At 69.9% G+C, this 19,852-nt stretch carries 17 protein-coding genes; 12 read left to right on the top strand and 5 right to left on the bottom strand.

The annotated features are described in order from the left end of the window. Positions 1-24 precede the first annotated feature (24 nt). Positions 25-1,905, top strand: a complete 1,881-nt coding sequence (locus ACQR3U_RS07530) for a DEAD/DEAH box helicase (protein WP_006553923.1) — start codon at positions 25-27, stop codon at positions 1,903-1,905. 60 nt (positions 1,906-1,965) lie between these two features. Here ACQR3U_RS07530 and ACQR3U_RS07535 read toward each other — a convergent pair whose 3' ends face one another. Both ACQR3U_RS07535 and ACQR3U_RS07540 read right to left on the bottom strand, forming a co-directional pair. Next, positions 1,966-3,867, bottom strand: a complete 1,902-nt coding sequence (locus ACQR3U_RS07535; RefSeq protein ID WP_230810107.1) for an ABC transporter ATP-binding protein — start codon at positions 3,865-3,867, stop codon at positions 1,966-1,968. 89 nt (positions 3,868-3,956) lie between these two features. Beyond that, the gene (locus ACQR3U_RS07540) at positions 3,957-4,547 is read right to left on the bottom strand and encodes an AMIN-like domain-containing (lipo)protein (RefSeq protein ID WP_006553924.1); all 591 of its coding nucleotides are present in this window, start codon (positions 4,545-4,547) and stop codon (positions 3,957-3,959) included. Positions 4,548-4,672: 125 nt separating this feature from the next. On the opposite strand from ACQR3U_RS07540, the gene ACQR3U_RS07545 reads away from it, so the two are divergent. The 3 genes from ACQR3U_RS07545 to ACQR3U_RS07555 are packed head-to-tail and all read left to right on the top strand — an operon-like array spanning position 4,673 to position 6,770. Beyond that, positions 4,673-5,410 (top strand): ABC transporter ATP-binding protein, encoded by a 738-nt coding sequence (locus ACQR3U_RS07545; RefSeq protein ID WP_230810108.1) that lies wholly within the window; start codon positions 4,673-4,675, stop codon positions 5,408-5,410. After that, positions 5,407-6,162, top strand: a complete 756-nt coding sequence (locus ACQR3U_RS07550) for an ABC transporter permease (protein ID WP_019288103.1) — start codon at positions 5,407-5,409, stop codon at positions 6,160-6,162. Before ACQR3U_RS07545 ends, ACQR3U_RS07550 begins: the two co-directional genes overlap by 4 nt. Beyond that, the gene (locus tag ACQR3U_RS07555; RefSeq protein WP_019288104.1) at positions 6,159-6,770 is read left to right on the top strand and encodes a TetR family transcriptional regulator; all 612 of its coding nucleotides are present in this window, start codon (positions 6,159-6,161) and stop codon (positions 6,768-6,770) included. Before ACQR3U_RS07550 ends, ACQR3U_RS07555 begins: the two co-directional genes overlap by 4 nt. A 100-nt stretch (positions 6,771-6,870) precedes the next feature. On the opposite strand, the gene ACQR3U_RS07560 is transcribed toward ACQR3U_RS07555, so the two are convergent. Further along, the gene (locus ACQR3U_RS07560; RefSeq protein ID WP_071934589.1) at positions 6,871-7,641 is read right to left on the bottom strand and encodes a deoxyribonuclease IV; all 771 of its coding nucleotides are present in this window, start codon (positions 7,639-7,641) and stop codon (positions 6,871-6,873) included. A 78-nt stretch (positions 7,642-7,719) separates the two neighbouring features. Between ACQR3U_RS07560 and ACQR3U_RS07565 the strand changes: the two genes are divergently transcribed. The 6 genes from ACQR3U_RS07565 to ACQR3U_RS07590 all read left to right on the top strand — a co-directional run bounded on the left by ACQR3U_RS07565 (position 7,720) and on the right by ACQR3U_RS07590 (position 15,177). After that, the gene (locus ACQR3U_RS07565) at positions 7,720-8,496 is read left to right on the top strand and encodes an SDR family NAD(P)-dependent oxidoreductase (protein ID WP_006553929.1); all 777 of its coding nucleotides are present in this window, start codon (positions 7,720-7,722) and stop codon (positions 8,494-8,496) included. 91 nt (positions 8,497-8,587) lie between these two features. Next, positions 8,588-9,349: an ABC transporter ATP-binding protein gene (locus ACQR3U_RS07570; protein WP_006553930.1), complete on the top strand. Its 762-nt coding sequence runs from the start codon at positions 8,588-8,590 to the stop codon at positions 9,347-9,349. Between the two features lie 11 nt (positions 9,350-9,360). After that, positions 9,361-11,886 (top strand): ABC transporter permease, encoded by a 2,526-nt coding sequence (locus tag ACQR3U_RS07575; protein WP_230810109.1) that lies wholly within the window; start codon positions 9,361-9,363, stop codon positions 11,884-11,886. A 134-nt stretch (positions 11,887-12,020) separates the two neighbouring features. Then, positions 12,021-13,601, top strand: a complete 1,581-nt coding sequence (locus ACQR3U_RS07580; RefSeq protein ID WP_230810110.1) for an alpha/beta hydrolase — start codon at positions 12,021-12,023, stop codon at positions 13,599-13,601. Beyond that, on the top strand, positions 13,598-14,092 hold the full coding sequence (locus tag ACQR3U_RS07585; protein ID WP_019288108.1) for an LppA family lipoprotein: 495 nt from the start codon (positions 13,598-13,600) through the stop codon (positions 14,090-14,092). The genes ACQR3U_RS07580 and ACQR3U_RS07585 overlap by 4 nt, the downstream gene beginning before the upstream one ends. 83 nt (positions 14,093-14,175) lie before the next feature. Continuing rightward, positions 14,176-15,177 (top strand): hypothetical protein, encoded by a 1,002-nt coding sequence (locus ACQR3U_RS07590; protein ID WP_230810111.1) that lies wholly within the window; start codon positions 14,176-14,178, stop codon positions 15,175-15,177. Between the two features lie 54 nt (positions 15,178-15,231). On the opposite strand, the gene ACQR3U_RS07595 is transcribed toward ACQR3U_RS07590, so the two are convergent. After that, positions 15,232-16,191, bottom strand: coding sequence for a glycerate kinase family protein (locus tag ACQR3U_RS07595; RefSeq protein WP_033097330.1), 960 nt, complete (start codon positions 16,189-16,191; stop codon positions 15,232-15,234). Continuing rightward, a complete protein-coding gene (locus ACQR3U_RS07600; protein WP_006553936.1) occupies positions 16,188-17,093 on the bottom strand; it encodes a hydroxymethylglutaryl-CoA lyase in 906 nt (301 codons plus the stop codon). The genes ACQR3U_RS07595 and ACQR3U_RS07600 overlap by 4 nt, the downstream gene beginning before the upstream one ends. 210 nt (positions 17,094-17,303) lie before the next feature. Between ACQR3U_RS07600 and ACQR3U_RS07605 the strand changes: the two genes are divergently transcribed. Together ACQR3U_RS07605 and ACQR3U_RS07610 are read left to right on the top strand one after the other, a co-directional pair. Continuing rightward, the gene (locus ACQR3U_RS07605; RefSeq protein WP_006553937.1) at positions 17,304-17,495 is read left to right on the top strand and encodes a hypothetical protein; all 192 of its coding nucleotides are present in this window, start codon (positions 17,304-17,306) and stop codon (positions 17,493-17,495) included. A 240-nt stretch (positions 17,496-17,735) separates the two neighbouring features. Continuing rightward, positions 17,736-19,811 (top strand): hypothetical protein, encoded by a 2,076-nt coding sequence (locus ACQR3U_RS07610; RefSeq protein ID WP_033097332.1) that lies wholly within the window; start codon positions 17,736-17,738, stop codon positions 19,809-19,811. Positions 19,812-19,852 lie beyond the last annotated feature (41 nt).

Here is a 19,852-nt window from a genome sequence, read left to right on the forward strand (position 1 = left end):
TTCATCCGATAAACTGCTGGTCAAATGAGTGATATTCAAGACGCCCCCGACCAGGAGACCGCAGCTCTCACGTTTGCCGATCTCGACATCGATGCACGTGTGCTGCAAGCTCTTTCGGATGTGGGTTACGAGTCCCCGTCGCCGATCCAGGCGGCGACCATCCCACCGCTGCTGGAGGGACGGGACGTCGTCGGTCTCGCTCAGACCGGCACCGGCAAGACCGCCGCCTTCGCGGTGCCGATCCTCTCGCGTATCGACACCTCCGTGAAGCGGCCCCAGGCGCTGGTGCTGGCGCCCACCCGCGAGCTCGCGCTGCAGGTCGCGGAGGCTTTCGGTAAGTATTCCGTCCATATCCCGGGCCTGTCCGTCCTGCCCATCTACGGCGGTCAGGCATACGGTGTACAGCTGTCCGGCCTCCGCCGCGGCGCCCAGGTCATCGTCGGCACCCCCGGACGTGTGATCGATCACCTCGCCAAGGGCACCCTCGACATCTCCGAACTCGAGTTCCTCGTCCTCGACGAGGCCGACGAGATGCTCACCATGGGCTTCCAGGAGGACGTCGAGCGCATCCTCGCCGACACCCCCGACACCAAGCAGGTCGCGCTGTTCTCCGCGACCATGCCGGGCGCGATCCGCCGGCTGTCGAAGCAGTACCTGAAGGATCCGCAGGAGATCACCGTCAAGTCGAAGACGACGACGTCGGCGAACATCTCCCAGCGCTGGGTTCTCGTCTCCCATCAGCGCAAGCTCGACGCGCTGACCCGAATCCTCGAGGTCGAGACCTTCGAGGCCATGATCATCTTCGTGCGCACGAAGCAGGCCACCGAGGACCTGGCCGAGCGCCTGCGCGCCCGCGGTTTCTCCGCCGCCGCCATCAACGGCGACATCGTGCAGGCCCAGCGCGAGCGCACGATCAACCAGCTCAAGAACGGCACGCTCGACATCCTCGTCGCCACCGACGTCGCCGCGCGTGGTCTCGACGTCGAGCGCATCAGCCACGTCGTCAACTACGACATCCCTCACGACACCGAGTCGTACGTGCACCGCATCGGCCGCACAGGCCGCGCCGGCCGCACCGGCGACGCGCTGCTGTTCGTCGCTCCGCGCGAGCGTCACCTGCTCAAGGCGATCGAGCGGGCCACCCGCCAGCCGCTCGCCGAGATGCAGCTGCCCACCGTCGAGGACGTCAACGCCCAGCGCGTATCGAAGTTCAACGACTCGATCACCGAGGCGCTCGCCTCCGATCACCTGCAGCTGTTCCGCACCTTCATCGAGGACTACGAGCGTGAGCACGACGTGCCGCTCGCCGACATCGCGGCCGCGCTGGCGGTGCTGTCTCGCGACGGCGAGTCGTTCCTCATGGAGGCCGAACCCGAGCCGGTCGCACCGCCGCGCCGCGAGCGCGAACCGCGCGAGCGTCCGCCGCGTCGCTTCGACGACGGGCCGAAGGTCGGTCGCGACGGCCAGGAGATGACCACCTACCGCATCGCCGTAGGCAAGCGTCACCGCGTGCAGCCCGGTGCGATCGTCGGTGCCATCGCCAACGAGGGCGGACTGCGCCGCGGCGATTTCGGGCACATCAGCATCCGTGCCGATCACAGCCTCGTCGAGCTGCCGAAGGATCTGTCGCCGCAGACCCTCGACGCGCTGCGCTCCACCCGAATCTCGGGCGTGCTCATCCAGCTGCAGCCCGACTCCGGCGCACCGTCCGGACGTCCCAGCTCGTATCGCGGACGCGACGACCGTCGCGGCGACGATCGACGCGGGGGAGACCGTCGCGATCACGGCAAGCGCGATCGTGGCGGCAAGCGCGAGTACGGCGACAGCCGTGGCGGCCGCTCCGGCGACTTCACGCACCGCAGCGACCGCAACGATCGTGGTGGTCGCGGCGGATACCGCGACTGAGACCGCCGGCCGATCCACTCGGCCGGGACGTCGGCGGTGGCACCGTCGACGTCCCGGCGCTCATGCGTCGAGTATGGGGGCTCCCACCGATACCTTCGGTCCCGAATCGGCGAACTGCGTGCGGTACAGCTCCGCGTAGCGGCCGCCCGCCGCCAGGAGATCGTCGTGGTTGCCGCGTTCGACGATGCGCCCGGCCTCGACGACCAGGATGTCGTCGGCGGCGCGGATGGTCGACAGGCGGTGCGCGATGACCACCGACGTGCGACCCTCGAGCGCCTCGGTCAACGCCTCCTGCACAGCGGCCTCCGAGGTCGAATCGAGATGGGCGGTGGCCTCGTCCAGGATCACCACCCGCGGATGGGCGAGCAGCAGTCGCGCGATCGTCAGCCGCTGACGCTCACCACCCGAGAGCCGGTAGCCGCGTTCGCCGACGACCGTGTCGAGTCCGTTCGGCAACGACGCGATCAGGGGCTCGAGGCGTGCGCGACGTAGGGCGTCCCACAGTTCGTCCTCGCCGGCTTCGGGGCGGGCGAGCAGCAGGTTGTTGCGGACCGTGTCGTGGAACAGGTGACCGTCCTGGGTGACCAGCCCGACTGTCGCGCGGATCGAGTCGGCGGTCAGTTCGCGGACGTCCGCTCCGCCGAGCAGCACGGCGCCGGAATCGACATCGTACAATCGCGGGATCAGTTGTGCGATGGTCGATTTGCCCGCGCCGGACGATCCGACCAGTGCGACCATCCGGCCCGGTTCCACGCGGAACGACACGTCGCGCAGCACCTCTTCGCCGCCCCGCGAATCGAGCACCGCGACCTCCTCGAGGGAGGCGAGCGAGACCTTGTCGGCGGACGGATACGCGAAGGTGACATCCCGGAGTTCCACCGAGACCGGACCGTCGGGCACCGGCCGGGCGTCGGGCGACTGCTCGATCAGCGGCTTCAGATCGAGGATCTCGAAGACCCGCTCGAAGCTCACCATCGCACTCATGACGTCCATGCGGGCACTGGCCAGCGCCGTCAGCGGCGAGTACAGGCGCGTGAGGAGCATCGCCATCGCGACCACCGAACCGGGATCGAGCTGGTCGCGCAGGGCATAGAAACCGCCGAGGCCGTAGACGAGTGCGAGCGCGAGTGCGGACACGAGTGTCAGGGCGGTGACGAACACGCTCTGCAGCATCGCGGTGCGCACGCCGATGTCGCGGACCCGCTTCGCCCGGACGGCGAACTCCCTCGACTCCTGTGCCGGACGGCCGAACAGCTTGACCAGGGTGGCGCCCGGAGCCGAGAACCGTTCGGTCATCTGCGTGTTCATCACCGAGTTGTGGTTGGCGGCCTCCCGGCTGAGCTGCGCGAGCCGGGCGCCCATGTGCCGGGCGGGAATCACGAAGATCGGGAGCAGCAGCAGTGCGAGAAGGGTGATCTGCCAGGATATCCCGATCATCACCACCAGGGTGATCGCGAGGGTGACGATGTTGCCGACCACGCCGGACAGGGTGTCGCTGAAGGCACGCTGCGCACCGATGACGTCGTTGTTCAGGCGCGAGACGAGCGCGCCCGTACGGGTTCTCGTGAAGAAGGCGACCGGCATGCGCTGCACGTGGTCGAAGACCGTGGTGCGCAGATCGAGGATGAGATCCTCGCCGATGCTCGCCGACAACCAGCGGTTCGCGATCCCGAGGCCGGCCTCGATCAGTGCGATCGCGGCGATGATCACCGCGAGCAGCACCACGACCGAGACCGCAGCGCCGTCGACGATCGCGTCGATCACCCGGCCCGCGAGTACCGGTGTCGCGACGCCGAGCGCCGCGATGGTCACGCTCAGGACGAGATAGAAGGTGATGTTACGGCGGTGCGGCCGGGCGAACTCGGCGATCCGCCGTAGGCTCGCTCGGGAGAACGGCCTGCGGTCGCTCTCGGCGTGCATCGCGTTGTACATCGCGTTCCACGCGGTGACTTCCATGCTCATGGTGTCGGCCTCCTCGGGTCGCAGCCGAGGCTAGGACCTCGAGTGCGCTCGAGGTCAAGCCTAGACTCGCACCACGACAGAACGAGGCGTCAGCGGGCCACGTCGATCACCACGCGGGTCGGTCCGGTGAGGGAGTACACCGAGAACGGCGTGCCGTGCGCGGCGACGCCGATGAACGACTGGGTGACACCTTCGAAGACGCCGGACCCGCTGACCTCCACCACGGATCCGCCGGCATCGGCGAGCACGGGATCCGGGCCGGCGTACTGCTCGACACCGCTGTCGAACGGATAGGCCGAGCCGTCGATGAGCACCTGCAGCACGGCGTCGCCGGCGACGGGGACCTCGTTGCCGCTGCCCTGCTGGAGTGCCTCGTCGACGTAGCCGACCCGCCACCCCGGTGTGCCCTCGCCGCCGAGTTCGTAGACCACGCGGTCGAAGCCCTCGTGACGTCCGGTACGGATGTCGACGACCGTGAGTTTTGCGCCCTCTCCGGCCGGGGAGACCTTCTCGCGCGCGTCGCGCGGGACCTCGTCGGAGGTGGTGGTCTCGGGAGCCGAGGACGTCGGCGTGTCGACCGAGACGGCGGGGGAGGGTGCGGGCTCGTCGGCACCGGCGGAGCATCCCGCCAGGACCAGTGCTGTTGCGGTGACGGCCAGGGCGAGACGCGTGTGCTTCATGGGACTCATGGTACGTCGGAGCTCCCGTCGGCCACTGGCGACGCTCGCGGGGGTTGACCGGATCGAGACGTGAGGCGCACAATTCATCCGAGGATGATTTCAACGCTCGATGAATTGAGTGGATCATGGCCATCGACCACATCTCCGACGCTGTCGACATCCGCGATCTGCACGTTCGGCGTGGCACCCATCGAGCTCTCGAGGACGTGAGCGTGCGCGTCCCGCGCGGGGCGATCACCGGACTGCTCGGCCCCTCGGGCTGCGGGAAGACCACCCTGATGCGCACGATCGTCGGTACCCAGATCGTCGAATCCGGCACGGTCACGGTGCTGGGCCTGCGCGCGGGCAGCGCCGAACTGCGCCGCCGGATCGGTTACGTCACCCAGTCGCCGAGCGTCTACCCCGACCTGACCGTCACCGAGAACGTCTCCTATTTCGCCTCCCTCTACGGGCGGAAGGGCGCCGCGGTCGCCGACACCCTCGCGGCGGTCGGGCTCACCGACCACGCCGGCAACCGGACGGCGGCCCTCTCCGGCGGTCAAATGGGCCGGGTGTCGCTCGCGTGTGCGCTGGTGGGCGATCCCGAACTGCTCGTGCTCGACGAACCCACCGTCGGACTCGATCCACTGCTGCGCGCCGAACTGTGGGAGCACTTCCGCGCGCTCGCCGACCGCGGCACCACCCTGCTCGTGTCGAGCCACGTCATGGACGAGGCCGGCCACTGCGACGAGCTCGTCCTCCTGCGCGAAGGCCGACTGGTGGCCCGACTGACGCCGGTCGAACTGCGCGAACAGACGGGGGAGACGGGCCTCGAGAACGCTTTTCTCCGACTCATCCGGAACCGGACGGGAGCACGACCGTGAGCGCCGTCATCTATGCCACCACGACCACCCGCATCCTGCGTCAGCTGCGGGCCGACCATCGCACCGTCGCGATGATCGTGCTCGTCCCGAGCCTGCTGATGACGCTGCTGTACTTCATGTACCAGAACGCGCCCACCGGCCCGGGCGGAGTCTCGCTGTTCGACCGGATCGCCGTCACGATGCTCGGGATCCTCCCGTTCGTCGTGATGTTCCTGGTCACCTCCATCGCGATGCAACGCGAGCGCAGTTCGGGCACCCTCGAACGGCTACTCACGACACCGCTGACGAAACTCGACCTGCTCGCCGGTTACGGCAGCGCCTTCTCGCTCGCGGCGGCCGTCCAGGCCGGTCTCGCATGCGTGGTGGCCTTCTGGCTGCTCGACGTCACCAGCGCCGGATCGGTGCTGTGGGTGCTGGTCGTCGCGGTTCTCGTCGCCGTCCTCGGGGTCTCCCTGGGGCTGCTGTGCAGCGCCTTCGCCCGCACCGAGTTCCAGGCCGTGCAGTTCATGCCGGTGATCGTCATCCCGCAGTTCCTGCTGTGCGGGTTGCTCGTCGCCCGGGACGATCTGCCCGACTGGCTGCGCTGGATCAGCAACGCACTGCCGTTGAGCTACGCGGTGGAGGCGCTGCAGGAGATCACCGTGAACCCGGGGGTCACCGGCGTCATGGTGCGGGATCTGATCGTCGTCGCGGCGTTCGCCGCCGCGGCCCTCACGCTCGGTGCGGCGACGCTGCGCCGTCGCACCCCGTGACGAGCGAGGCCGGGACGCGGCGCCCCGGCCGCCGTCCCGGGAACTCGGGTGCGCGCGGCGACATCCTCGCGAGCGCCCGGGAACTGTTTGCCGCCAACGGTTTCGACAAGACGACGGTGCGTGCGGTAGCGGCCCGTGCAGGGGTGGACCCGGCGCTCGTGCACCACTACTTCGGCACCAAGCTGCAGCTGTTCACCGCGTCCATCGCGCTGCCGGTCGATCCGCGCGACGTCCTCGCCCCCGTCTACGCGGCCGAACCCGAGGATCTCGGCCGTGCCCTCACGACCGCCCTTCTCGGTGTGTGGGACTCCCCGCACCGCGACGCGGCCGTGGCGATGTTCCGTGCGCAGATCGCCGGGGGCGACAGCGGTCTGATCCGCTCGTTCCTGCTGGAAGTCGCGCTCGCACCGCTGTTCGAGCGTATCGACCGTCCCGTCGGCACCGGCCGGCTGCGGGCCGAACTGGTGGCCACCCAGATGACCGGGATCATGCTGGTGCGCTACATCATCGGACTCGAACCGCTCGCGTCGATGTCGTCGGAGCAGCTCGTCGAGATCGTCGCCCCCACTGTGCAGCGCTATCTGACCGGCGACCTGCCCGGCATGTGACCGCAGCTTCGGGGGCGTGCGCTTCGGTCGGAGACAGAGGCGCGCCGTCGACACGGTGCATCGGTCCGCGCACGACGCAAACGTAGAACGGAGTGTGTCGTCAGGTCGAGTGCTCCCGCAGGAAGGCGATGTCCTCGGCGAGTCCCTCCGCCGGGGTCTCGAGCACGATCGGTGCGTCGGCCTGCACCGCGATCTCCGCGAGCAACTGCGGATCGATCTGCCCGTCGGCGAGATTGGCGTGCCGGTCGCGGGCCGAATCGAACTCGTCACGCGAATTGTTCAGGTGCACCAGATCGATCCGGCCGGTGACCGCACGCACCCGTTCGACGACACCGACGAGATCCTCACCGCCCGCCCAGGCGTGGCAGGTGTCGAGGCAGAAGCCGGGACCGTAGTCGCCGATGGCGTCCCACAGACGTCCGATCGCGTCGATGTAGCGGGCCATCGCGAAGTCGCCGCCCGCCGTGTTCTCGACGAGGATCGGCACCCCGAACCCGCCCTTGTCCTCCTGCCGTTCGAACAGCTTGCGCCAGTTCTCCACCCCGGCGGCGACGTCCTCACCCGCGCGCACGTGCCCGCCGTGGACCACCAGCCCGAGCGCACCGATACGCGCGGCCGCCTCGGCGTGGTCGGCGAGGGCCTTGCGCGACGGCATCCGCACCCTGTTGTTCAGGCTCGCTACGTTGATGACGTACGGCGAGTGCACCACCACGTCGACGTCCGATGCGAGGATCTCCTCGGTGCGCGGATGCTCACCGGGCTTCGTCCATTTCTGCGGGTCCGACAGGAACACCTGCACCAGATCGGCACCGAGATGTTCGCCCTGACCGATGGGATCGTCGTCCTGCCGGACGTGCGCACCTATCCGCATGTGCCACAGGTTAGGGCAGTGTCCCGCCGACCGGGACCGCAATATCCGGACGTGCCCGGAATCTGCTCGACTCCTCGCATGGGCACACTCGAAGGCGGCAAACTCGACGGCAGGGTCGCGCTGATCACCGGCGCAGGTCAGGGGGTCGGTCAGGGGGTTGCGTTCGCGCTGGCCCGCCAAGGTGTGGCCATCGCGGTCGCCGGCCGGACCGAGTCGAAGCTGATCGACACCGCCGAGCAGATCCGCGCCTTCGGTGGCACCGCCGAGCCGGTCGTGTGCGACATCGCCGATCCGGATGCGATCGCCGCCGCGGTGGACCGCACGGTCAGAGCCTTCGGAGGTGTCGACATCCTCGTCAACAACGCGAGCTTCAATCCGCTCGGGCCGCTGCTCGACCTGAAGCCGGCCGTGCTGGAGAAGGCGTACCGCTCGGGTCCGCTCGCCGCGCTGCACGCCATGCAACTCGTCCACCCGATCATGAAGGAACGCGGTGGCGGGTCGATCGTCAACATGGTCACCTCCGCCGCGGTGCGCTGGGACGCGAGTGGTTACGGCGGCTACGCCTCGACCAAGGAGGCACTGCGGTCGCTGACCCGCACCGCGGCATCCGAATGGGGAGTCGACGGCATCCGAGTCAATGCCATCGCCCCGCACGCCCTTTCGCCGGGCCTGAAATGGTGGACGGAGAAGAACCCGGAGGAGGCCGCCGAGTTCGTGCAAACCATCCCGCTCCGCCGCATCGGCGACCCCGAAGAGGACATCGGGCGCGCCGTGGCGTGGATTGTGAGCGACGACGCACGCTATCTCACCGGCGCGACGATCCCGCTGGACGGGGGTCAGGCACGCTGGGCCTGAGCCACCGCCCCGGCATACACCCGTATCCCCGAATCGAAGATCGGGGTCATCCCCGATGGTGCGGTGGTCCCGGCACCGGGAAGATGGGTGCATGCCACTGCACTCGGCCCCAGCAGCCCGCGCCCAGGACCTGAAGAAGATCTACGGAACCGGAGAAACCGCGGTACACGCCCTCGACGGTGTGACCGCGGATTTCGCCGCCGGTGAGTTCACCGCGATCATGGGTCCCTCCGGATCGGGCAAGTCGACCCTCATGCACTGCCTCGCAGGTCTCGACAGCGCGACCTCCGGAGCGGTCTTCATCGGCGACACCGATCTGACGACCCTGTCCGACAAGGGGATGACCCAGCTGCGGCGCGACCGCATCGGCTTCGTCTTCCAGGCGTTCAACCTCGTCCCCACCCTCACCGCGCTCGAGAACATCACCCTGCCGGTGGACATCGCGGGCCGCAAGATCGATCAGGAATGGCTCGACACCGTCGTCACCCGTCTCGGTCTCACCGACCGTCTCGGACACCGCCCCGGCGAATTGTCCGGTGGCCAGCAGCAGCGTGTCGCGTGCGCGCGTGCCCTCGCGGGCCGGCCGGAGATCATCTTCGGCGACGAGCCGACCGGCAACCTCGACTCCCGCTCGTCCGGTGAGGTGCTGTCCATCCTGCGGGCGGCCGTCGACGAGTTCGACCAGACCGTCGTGATCGTCACCCACGACCCGCGCGCCGCCGGCTACGCCGACCGCGTGGTGTTCCTCGCCGACGGACGCATCGTCGACGAGATGCGCGAACCGACGGCCGAACGAGTGCTCGACCGGATGAAACAGTTCGATCCCGCCTCCGCGGCTCCCGTGGCGGAATAGGAGACACCGCGATGAGTGGGAATCCCATCCGCAGGGTTGCCCTGCGCAACCTCGCCGCACACAAGGTGCGGCTCGCCCTGACCGTGCTCTCCGTGGTGCTTGGCACGGCCTTCATCACCGGTTCGTTCGTCTTCACCGACACACTGCAGCGCACCTTCGACGGCATCTTCGGCGACGTCGCCCAGGGCGTCGACGTCCGCGTCAGCACCGAGCAGTACGGCACCAGCGGTGTCCCGATCGAGGCCGTCGACCAGGTCGTCGCCCTCCCCGGCGTCGAGCGCACGTCCCCGTCGATCGGTGGCGGCATCATCGTCCTCGACTCCGAGGGCGCCGCGATCCAGACCGGAGGCGCACCCGCCGAGGGTTACGCCTACATCCCGCCCGACCGTCTCGTCGGCGAACCGGAGACCTTCGTGGCCGGTGGACCACCCGCGGAGAGCGGGCAGATCGCGCTCAACGAGAGCGCGGCCGAACGAGGTGATCTCTCGATCGGCGACAGCACGACCGTGCTCACCATCTCGCAGGGCATGGTGCCGGTGACCGTCAGCGGCATCTACGAACTCGAGACCGACACCGGCGGCTACATCGGTGCGTTGTTCACCGAGGAACAGGCCTCCCAGCTGTTCACCGACGGCCGGCACATCGGCTTCCTCGACGTCGCAGGCGACGGTTCGCTCTCGCCCGAGCAGCTGCGCGACGAGATTGCGGCAGCGCTGCCCGAGCTGAAGGTGCAGACCGGAGCCGAGGTCACCGAGGAGACCAAGTCGCAGGTCGCCGAGGCCCTGAACTTCCTCAACTACTTCCTGCTCGCGTTCGGCGCGATCGCACTGCTCGTCGGCACGTTCATCATCTACAACACCTTCTCGATGATCGTCGCCCAGCGACTACGCGAACTCGCCCTGCTCCGCGCGATCGGCGCGAGCCGCAAGCAGGTCGGCCGGTCGGTCACCCTCGAGGCCTTCGTCGTCGGTCTGATCGGCAGCATCATCGGTATCGCCGCGGGCGTCGCGCTCGCCTACGGTCTGCGCGCGGCACTGAACGCCGCGGATCTCGGACTGCCGTCGGGCCCGCTGCAGTTGTCCCCGCGCACCGTGATCGTCGCGCTGCTCGTCGGCGTGGTCGTGACGGTGGTCAGCGCCTACGCCCCGGCGCGGCGCGCGACCCACGTTCCGCCCGTCGCCGCGATGCGCGAGGAATCCACAGCGACCGTCGAGTCGCTGCGCATCCGCACGATCATCGGTGTGCTCTGCGCGATCGTCGGTGCGGCACTCGTCGTGGTGGGCGCACAGCAGGTCGGTGGCGGCGCGGCCGCGACCGTCGGTATCGGCGCCTTCCTGCTGATCCTGTCGGTGCTGTTCGCGGCGCCGGCGTTGTCCCGGCCCGTCGTGAACGCGCTCGGTGCGGTCTTCGCTCGGCCGTTCGGGGCGATCGGCCGGCTCGCGCGCACCAATGCGACCCGCAATCCGCGTCGCACCGCCGCGACCGCGTTCGCCCTCACCCTGGGGCTGATGCTCGTCTCCGTCATCGGGGTGTTCGGGTCGTCGGCGAAGGCCAGTGTCGACGCGCTCGTCGACAACGGGGTCGAGGCGGACTTCATGCTCACCGGGCCGCAGATGTTCGGTGTCCCGGCCCCCGCCGCCGAGGCGGTCCGCGGAGTGGACGGCATCGAGGAGGTCGTGCCCGCCTACGGCGTGCAGGCCAAGATCGACGAGGACTTCGAGTTCGGCACCGGAGCGGGCGGGCCCCTCCAGGACGTTCTCGACCTGGACATGGTCGCGGGAGCCTTCGAGGTGACCGGGAACGAGATTCTCGTCTCGCAGACCTCGGCGGACGACCACGGCTGGGAAGTGGGCTCCACCGTTCCGCTCACCAGTCGCGACGGCGACACCGTCGACACCACGGTCGCCGGCATCTTCGCCGACAACCAGCTGATCGGTCCGTGGGTCGTCTCGCAGGAGCTGTTCGAGCAGTTCACGCCGCCGAACAACCGGTCGGCGCTCGTCGTCCTCATGAACACCGTCGACGGTGCCGATCCGGAGACCGTGCGCGCGTCGATCGAGGAGGCCGTCAAGGACTACGTGATCGTGCAGGTCCTCGACCGTGAGCAGTTCAAGGGTCAGCAGGCGCAGCAGATCGACATGCTCCTCGCGATCCTCTACGGCCTGCTCGCCCTCGCCGTAGTCATCGCCATCCTCGGCATCGTCAACACCCTCGCGCTGTCGGTGGTGGAACGGCGGCGGGAAATCGGCATGCTCCGCGCCGTCGGTATGCAACGCGCCCAGGTGCGTCGCACGATCTACCTGGAGTCGCTGCTCATCGCGGTCTTCGGCGCGGTCGTGGGTGTCGTGCTCGGTCTCGCGTTCGGCTGGGCGTTCGTACGCACCCTCGCCGATCAGGGACTCGACATCATCTCGGTGCCGTGGTCGCAGGTCGTCGGCATGCTCGTCGCGTCCGGCATCATCGGTGTCCTCGCGGCGCTGTGGCCCGGCCAGCGTGCGGCGAAGACGCCGCCGCTCGAAGCGATCAGCGACATGTAGGCAGAAAGTGCAGGTGGACACGAGTTGTCCACAGGCAGTGGAGTTGTCCACAGCGGCCGGCCCGCGGAGCATTCCGCGGGCCGGCCGTCGTCGGTGCCCCTTATGCTTCCGCGGCAGGGGGTGGTGGTGTGCAGGTGGACGATCTGGCGGGGTGGGATCCGGATGCGCTCGAGCGCACGGCGACCGAGCTCGCGGCATGTGCCGATGCCGTCGACGCCGTGGCCGGCGACGTCGCGCGGTCGGCGTCCTTCGGCGACGCCTGGAGCGGTGCGGCGCATGACGGAGCGATGTCCGCATTCGCCTCGTACGGGCGGGATCTCGCGGCACAGGCCGAGTCGTATCGGCGCGTGTCCGCATGTGCGCGGTTCGTCGTGCCGCGACTGCGGGCACTGCACTCCGAACTGGGCGAGCTGCAGACCAGGGCCGCTGCGCGGGGTTTCCCGCTCGACGCCGACGAATTGCTCGCGGCGTCGCTGCGATCGCTGCTCGTCCGTGCCGATGGGCTCGACCGCGAGGCCGCCGCTCGCCTGAGTGTCGAATCCGAGCCGCCGGGAACGGTTCTCGGCGAACAGGGTCGACTACATACCGCGATCGCGCGGTCCGGATCGACGACGCTGCCGGTCCTGCCGGATCCGGCCACCGATCCCGTGCAGGTCGCGCAGTGGTGGAACGGTCTCGACGACACGGCACGCACCGCGCTGGTCGCCGAACATCCCGAACGGATCGGCGCCCTCGACGGACTACCCGCTGCGGTTCGCGATCTCGCCAATCGTGCCCTGCTCGACGACGAACGTCGCCGCCTCGAATCCGTCGCGACACAACTGCGGGCCGAACTCGACGCGATGTTCCTCGGTGGCACCGTGATCGACAGTCTCGGCGTCACCGGACTGTTCACCGACGCCGATGCCGGGCTCGAACAGACGGTGCGGAAGATCGAGGCCCTCGCCGCGATCGACGCGACCCTCGCCCACGGCGACCGGCAATTGCTCGCCCTCGACCTGTCCGGACGCGAAGCGATGGCGGCGGTGGCCGTCGGGGACGTCGACACCGCCGAGCACCTGGCCGTCTTCGTCCCCGGCGCCGGCTCGACCGTGCAGGGCAATCTGCAGGGCTACGACACGCAGGTCGCGGCGCTGCGCGACGCCGCTCGGCTCCACCTCACCGGCGGCGATCCCTCCGTCGCGGCGGTCACCTGGCTGAATTACCAGGCGCCCCAATGGGGATGGGGTCTCGCGTTCACCGAGCGCAGTCCGGTCTCCGACCTCGCCGCCCGGATCGCCGCGCCTCGCCTGGTCGACTTCCTCGACGGCATCGCGGCCTCGCGTCCCGACGACCCGCGTATCACCACGGTCGGGCATTCCTACGGGGCCGTCGTCTCTGGTCTGGCGCTGAGGGAGACCGGTGCGGTCGATGCCGCGGTGTTCGTCGGGGCTCCGGGGATCGGGACCGGCGACGTGACCGACCTGCGGATCCCGCCCGGCTCCGCCTATCTCGTCGAAGCCGAGCGCGACATCGTCGCCGACGCCGGAACCTTCGGTGGCGACCCGAGCTTCCTCGACGGCCTGACGCATCTTCCCGCCGGTCCGGGCACCACCACCGCCGGAGTCCCGCTCGCGGGCATCACCGGCCACAGCTCGTATCTCACCCCCGGAACGTCGAGTTCCCACCACATCGCCGGTGTCGTCGCGGGCACCGCAGAACGGAGTACGCCGTGACCTCTGTGTGGAGTTTTCGGCTCGGGGCGTGCGTCGTCGTTCCGGCAGCACTGCTCGCGGCGTGCACCACCACGGTGACCCCGGTCGCGATGCCCGAACCGGTCGCCACGACCAGCGCGGGCGCGGTCGAGTTCTACACCGCCGTGCAGCGCGACGTCCTCACCGCACTGTCCGCCGAGTTCCCCAGCGTGCGCTTCGAACCGAAGTACGCGAGCACCACCGCGGGATGCACGCTGCCCGACGGCACCTCGGGCCTGACGGTGCACCTCCCGATCCACGGCTCGGGCAGGCCGGTGCCGGTCGACGAACTAGACCGTGCGGCCAGGGTCTTCGAGGACACCGCCGCGCGGGCGGGCTTCCACGGTCGCCATGTGCTGCCTCCGGATACCGGTCTCGCCGTCCGGATGTTCGCGGCCGACGGCTCGTACATCACCTTCGGCAGTTACGTCGCCGCGACCGTCGGACTCACCGTCGGTTGTTACCCGGAGTAGGCCCGGTAGTCGGCTAGGCTCGTCCGAGCGACGGCCGCTCGGGCCGTCGTGATTCGTGCTGGCAGCCGTGGAGGGACGAACAGATGCGCCCGATGCTCGGCATCTCCGTCGACGACGGTGAAGTGTGCGCGGTCCTCGTCGATGCCGACGTTCCGAGTCTCGGTCCGTTCGACTCCCAGCGAGGCTTCGGCGCACCCGGGGACACACCGGCGGAGGCCGCTGCCGCTGCCGCCTCCGCCATGGCGGAACGTGCCGCCGCGGCGTCGCTGACCCTGTCCGCGGCCGCGGTGGTGACCGGTCCCGAGAACGACGAGGACGCCGAACCGGTCACCGAGGCGGTGCGAGCCGTGCTCGGTATCGACGTCGACACGGTCCTGCTCGACGACGCGCGACTGGCCTTCCTCGCCGGAGCACCCGAACTCGCGGAACTGCCGGTCCTGGCCCTGCACACCCGTACCTACGGCGTCGAATCCGCATCGATGGTCGACGTCCCCTCGCGCACGGTGCTGTCCACGGTGAGTCCCGACGGCGACGAGTTCGGTCCCTACACGCAGTCCCTGCCCGAGGCGATGGACGAAGCGGTCGCCCGCGCCGGCACCTCGCCCGACGCGGTGGTCTTCCTCGATCTGCGTCCCGGCGACGCCCGTCCGGCACGAGAACTCGCCACCGTCCTCGGTGTTCCCTTCGTGACTCCGCACGGGGTGCCCTGGCATCGCGCGACCGGTGCCGCGCTCGTCGCAGCCGCCCGCCGCTCCCCGACGGTCGTCGCCGCGCCCATGAACCGTCGTCGCGGCACCGTCCTGCCGGCCATGCTCGTCGCGCTCGTCGCCCTGCTGGGTGGGGGACTGGCCGTCGCGGTGAGCAGCGGCGTGCAGGCGGAACGCTCCGCGCCCGGACTGCAGACGGCCGTGGCGCCGCCGCCGTCGCCGGTGCCGTCGCCCGATCGCGCACCCGTCGACGACCCGTGCTCCGAGGCGCGACCGGCATCGTGGCCGGCCCACGCGTCCGATCCGGTCGACCCGGTGCCGACGCCCGAGACGCCCACCGAGATTCCCTGCGGCAGCGCACCTCCCACCGCTCCGTGATCGGCCGGTGATCGGGCGCATTTCTCAGGTGCGCAGTGCCGAAAGGCGCATCTCTCAGGTGCGCAGTGTCCGACCGGCGCGCGTCAGCGATTCCGCATCGGATGCGACGACGACATCGGCGAACCGCTCGCGGTAGTCGCCGAGGTCGTCGCCGACCGAACCGACCACCGCGACCACCGGAACGTCGCTGCAGCGCGCGAGGATCGCCGAGACGATCTTGCCCGCCCGCGACTGGCCGTCGAGCCGTCCCTCGCCGACCACCACGAGATCGGCGGTGCGCACGGCGTCGTCGAATTCCACTGCGTCGAGCACGAAGTCGGCTCCCGACCGCAGTTCTGCACCGAACCGCGACCACATCCCACCGGAGAAACCCCCGGCCGCTCCAGAGCCGTCGACCTCCCGCGGGTCGCGCGGGAGGGTCAGCGCCCTCTCTTCGAGGCGGCGCGTGAGCAGCGCGACGGCTGCCGTATCGGCGCCCTTCTGCGGCCCGAAGATCCGTGCCGCATCGGTGTAGCGGGTCGTCACGTCGGACAGCACGGTGACGCGGGCGTCGTCGAGCCCACCCCGCTCGTCGATCGCGGCGATCGCACCTGCGCCCCCGTCGGTCGTCGCCGACCCACCGGCCGCGACGACGATGTGCCGTGCTCCGCGCCGGACGGCTTCGGCCATGACCATCCCGGTGCCGTAGGTGTCGGCGGTGACGGCGTCGCGCGGACCGTCGTGCGGAGTGGTGATGCCGCTCGCCGTCGCGAGTTCGACGACGGCCGTGCCGTCCGGCGACATCCCCAGCAGTCCGCGGCACGGTGCGCGCCACGGGTTCACGGCCTCGACCTCGATCCGGGCGAGACCGAGCGGCCCGGCGAGCGCGTCGAGAGTGCCCTCGCCGCCGTCCGCGACGGGCATCCGGATCGCGGTGTGCCCGGCGCTCTCCACACCGGAGGCGATCGCGTCGGCGACCTCGACGGCGGTGTAGGTGCCCTTGAAGCTGTCGGGGGCGATCAGGATGCGGGTCACCGGAGGGCCCAGTCGAAGGCCTCGGCCTCGGAGCGGGCGCCCTGCCGGGCACGCGACCGGTTCGGTTCGTCCAGTTCGGCGACGATGTCCTCGCCGAGCCGGACCAGGGCGCCGAAGACCTCCGGGTCCAGCCACGACGGGCGGGTCGCGAACAGCAGGTCCTCGCTCGCGGTGTTGCCGCTCGCACCCGGTGCGAACGGGCACCCGCCCAGGCCGGCGAGTGCGCCGTCGACGACGGTCGCCCCGGCGTCGATCGCGGCGAGGCTGTTGGCGACACCGAGACCCCACGTGTCGTGACCGTGGTAGACGATCCGTCGGTCGGGGGATTCGGCGGCCAGGCGCGCGACCAGCGACGACACCTGGCCGGGCACGGCCTGGCCCAGGGTGTCGGCGACGACGATGTCGGCGGCCCCGTCGGTGCGCGGATCGCATGCGATCTCCACGACCCGGTCGGGATCGACCGGCCCGTCGAACGGGCACGTGAACGCCGTGGCCAGGCACAACTGGATACCGCCGCCGACGGCGTGGGCGCGTTCGATCGCCGCCGGCATCGCGGCGATGCTGTCCGCGGTGTCGCGGCCGATGTTGGCGCGGTTATGGGCGTCGGAGACCGAGAAGCAGTACTGGAACCGTCGGGCACCGGCCGCGATCGCCTTCTCGACGTGGCGCGGCGTGGCGACCCAGATCCAGCAGCGGTCGAGTTCCTCCTCGGTCAGCGCTGCGACGAGGTCGAGGGTGTTCGCCATCGGCGGCACGAGGTCGGCGCGGGCCAGGGACCCGATCTCGAGTTCGGGCACGCCCGCGGCGAGCAGCGCCCGGACGATCTCCACCTTGCGTTCGGTGGGGAGCAGTTTGCCGGTCAGCTGCAGTCCGTCGCGCAGCGTCACGTCGCGCAGGATCACGTCCGTGCATGCTCGGTCACTCGTCGGTTCCGCCACTGTTTCCGCCTCCCCGTCGTGTTCCTGCCGACCCCACCGTCTCGAACCGCACCAGTATGCCCCGGTCACCGTGCGGGCACGATCCGTCGACACACCGATGGACTTTCGCGAGGACTGTGACAGATGACACTATCCTCACCGTTCTGATCGTGAATTGCCGGAAGGTGCGGGGAAATGGCTTCGGTCCTGGGAAAAGTACTGCTCTGGATCGCTCTGCTGGGGGGACTGGCCGGGGCGGTGATCGCCGTGTGGGCGCTGCACGTGAACGGGCTGGTGGCCTCGCTCATCGTCGCGTCGGTGACGGGACTCGTCCTGCTGCGGCTGCGCCCGGAGGCGCGTGACGACTCCGACATTGCGCTCACCTGAGCGGTCGACCTCGCGATCACCTGAGCGGTCGACCTCGCGATCACCTGAGCGGTCGACCTCGCGATCACCTGAGCGGTCGACACCGCCCTCACCTGACGGGAAACGGGGCGTTCGGACTGTAGGGTGAGAACCGGCGTCCGGGTCGAGGGCGCCTCGCGTGGACGCGCTGCACGAGCGCGCCGTCGACGCCGGAGAGGGGGCCCGCGGCCTCCGCCGGGCGTGGAAGAGGAGCATCGGTCAGTGTCGCTGTGGTCTCGTGCCTTGTCGTCGGACGAACTCGACAGTCGTCGCTGGGTGGATCTGATGCCGTGGATCGACCGCTACGGATCGGCCCGCACCGCCGCCCTCGGGGCACTCGTGTCGTCGTCCCGCTGGTGGGAGAACGAGTCGCCCGCCGAGACCTGCGAGCACACCGAGATTCCCGAACTGTGCGCCGAACTCGCCCACATCTACGTCACCGACCACCCGGAGCTGCGCTTCGCGGACGGTCTGCTGCGTGAGGACGAAGTGCCCGTGGCCGCACTCGATCTCGGTCCGGCCGCCGCGACCCTCGTCGCGCGCCTCCCGCACGCACCCACCACCGCCGAATTGTTCAGTCGCAGTCCGGCCGATCTGCTCGGGATCCGCGGCGCCGACCGCGACGCGGTGGAGGAGATCGTCTGCGCCGCGCTCGTCGCGACGGTGCTCCGCGAACCGGCCACCCTCGAAGCCGATCCGCGTGCCGCGCGGGTGCCCGCCGCGGCGCTGCTCCTCGACGACCTGGCGGCGCTGGCGCGGTGGAGTCGCGTGTGCGGCCGCGACGATGCTCCTCTCCTGCTGGCCGTGATCGACGACGGGGCGCCGGAGGAGATCCAGGACGCCGCGGCCCGGTTGCGGGCACTCACCGCCCGCGACCTGCCGGTGGCGGCGCCGGCCGATCCGATCGCCGAACTCACCGACTACCTCGAGGGCTTGCCCGACGCGGAACGCACGGCCTTGCGGCGCCGCGTCCACGACGGCGTCGACGACCCGGCCGGGCCGTCCACCTTCCCATTCGGCACGGCGGTCGGCGACCTGCTCGCGGCGTTGCGCGTCGACGTGCGGCCGGTGGCGGCCTTCGACCGGATGGTGCGCACCCACCCGGTGCTGGGCCGGACCGTCCAGGGTTTCGACGTGCCCCTGTGGCGGGTGTTGCACCGTCTCGACGACCGTTTCGAGGTCGCGGACGGGTGGATCGCGGTACCGGATCTGCCCGACGCCGAGAAGCAGACCCGCGGACTGCTCTCGGAGTTCGAATCACCGAACGGTGTGGTCGAGCCCGCCGCCGTGAAGGCCGTGTGGTCGCTTCCCGACGACGAGTTCGAGGCGTGGACCCGGTACTGCGGCACGACGACCTTCGAAGGCCGTTTACTGTCCCCGCCGGACGGGCTCGCCGGACGTGCCGCTCAGGTCCTCGAGGTGCTCGGCGACCCCCTGACCGCCGACACGCTTGTCGCGCGCATGGGGGTCAATGCCGACGTCCACACCCTCGTCTCCGAACTCGCCGACGACGAGCGCTTCACATCCGACGGTGAACGTTGGGCGCTGGCCGAGTGGGACGTCGACGTGGTCACCGCCATCCGCAACCGCATCGCACGGCTGGTCGATGCCCGCGGCGGAAGCGCCGATCGCGACATGGTGGTCGCCGCGCTCGTCGACCGATTCGGCATCTCGGAGGATTCCGCTCGGACGTTCACGGCCGGAGGGGATTTCGAGGTCGTCGACGGCCGTGTCCGGCGTCGTCACCGCTCGCACGTCCCGATCGCCCTGCCCGAGCGCACACGCCGCCTCTACCGGCTGGGGGAGGCCTGGCGCCTGCGCATCCCCGCGACCCGCGACCACCTGCGGGGAGCCGAGTTCACGGTTCCGTCCGCCGTCGCGGTGATCGCCGGGTGTGCGCCGGGTGGGCACGTGGTGCTCCCGTCCCGCCTGGGCGGCCAGACCCTGCGCTGGACGGGACCGGTGCCGCGTCTGTCGTCGATCCGCCGGTTCCTCGAGGACGTCGGGGTGGAGGAGGACAACGAGCTGCTGCTCGAGGTCCGCACCGACGGCCGGTTCGACGTCCTGCCGCTGCGCACCGTCGCCGACAACGCCGAACCGCTGCGCAAGGCGCTCTCGCTCATCGGCCACACCGAACCGGAGACCGTCCCCGAGGAGCGGATCGCGTCGGCGTTGGCGTCCGCTCTCGGCCTCGACGGGGAGTCGCGCCCGCGCCGGATCCTGTCGGCCTACCGGGCCCGCAGGGAGACCGAAGTGGTGGCCCTGCTCGAACAGGCGTGGGTCCGTGTCCCGAACTGAGCGGGAAGTGGGTCCGTGTCCCGAACTGAGCGGGAAGTGGG

The sequence above is a fragment of the Rhodococcus sp. IEGM1339 genome, assembly GCF_050321925.1.
In the GTDB taxonomy this organism is placed as follows: Bacteria; Actinomycetota; Actinomycetes; order Mycobacteriales; family Mycobacteriaceae; genus Rhodococcus; species Rhodococcus pyridinivorans.

What these genes read in the sequence shown, in the direction of transcription:
- ACQR3U_RS07530 (WP_006553923.1), top strand. Translation starts at nt 25, where the DNA reads ATGAGTGATATTCAAGACGCCCCCGACCAGGAGACCGCAGCTCTCACG.
- ACQR3U_RS07535 (WP_230810107.1), bottom strand. Translation starts at nt 3,867, where the DNA reads ATGAGCATGGAAGTCACCGCGTGGAACGCGATGTACAACGCGATGCAC.
- ACQR3U_RS07540 (WP_006553924.1), bottom strand. Translation starts at nt 4,547, where the DNA reads ATGAAGCACACGCGTCTCGCCCTGGCCGTCACCGCAACAGCACTGGTC.
- ACQR3U_RS07545 (WP_230810108.1), top strand. Translation starts at nt 4,673, where the DNA reads ATGGCCATCGACCACATCTCCGACGCTGTCGACATCCGCGATCTGCAC.
- ACQR3U_RS07560 (WP_071934589.1), bottom strand. Translation starts at nt 7,641, where the DNA reads ATGCGGATAGGTGCGCACGTCCGGCAGGACGACGATCCCATCGGTCAG.
- ACQR3U_RS07565 (WP_006553929.1), top strand. Translation starts at nt 7,720, where the DNA reads ATGGGCACACTCGAAGGCGGCAAACTCGACGGCAGGGTCGCGCTGATC.
- ACQR3U_RS07570 (WP_006553930.1), top strand. Translation starts at nt 8,588, where the DNA reads ATGCCACTGCACTCGGCCCCAGCAGCCCGCGCCCAGGACCTGAAGAAG.
- ACQR3U_RS07575 (WP_230810109.1), top strand. Translation starts at nt 9,361, where the DNA reads ATGAGTGGGAATCCCATCCGCAGGGTTGCCCTGCGCAACCTCGCCGCA.
- ACQR3U_RS07590 (WP_230810111.1), top strand. Translation starts at nt 14,176, where the DNA reads ATGCGCCCGATGCTCGGCATCTCCGTCGACGACGGTGAAGTGTGCGCG.
- ACQR3U_RS07605 (WP_006553937.1), top strand. Translation starts at nt 17,304, where the DNA reads ATGGCTTCGGTCCTGGGAAAAGTACTGCTCTGGATCGCTCTGCTGGGG.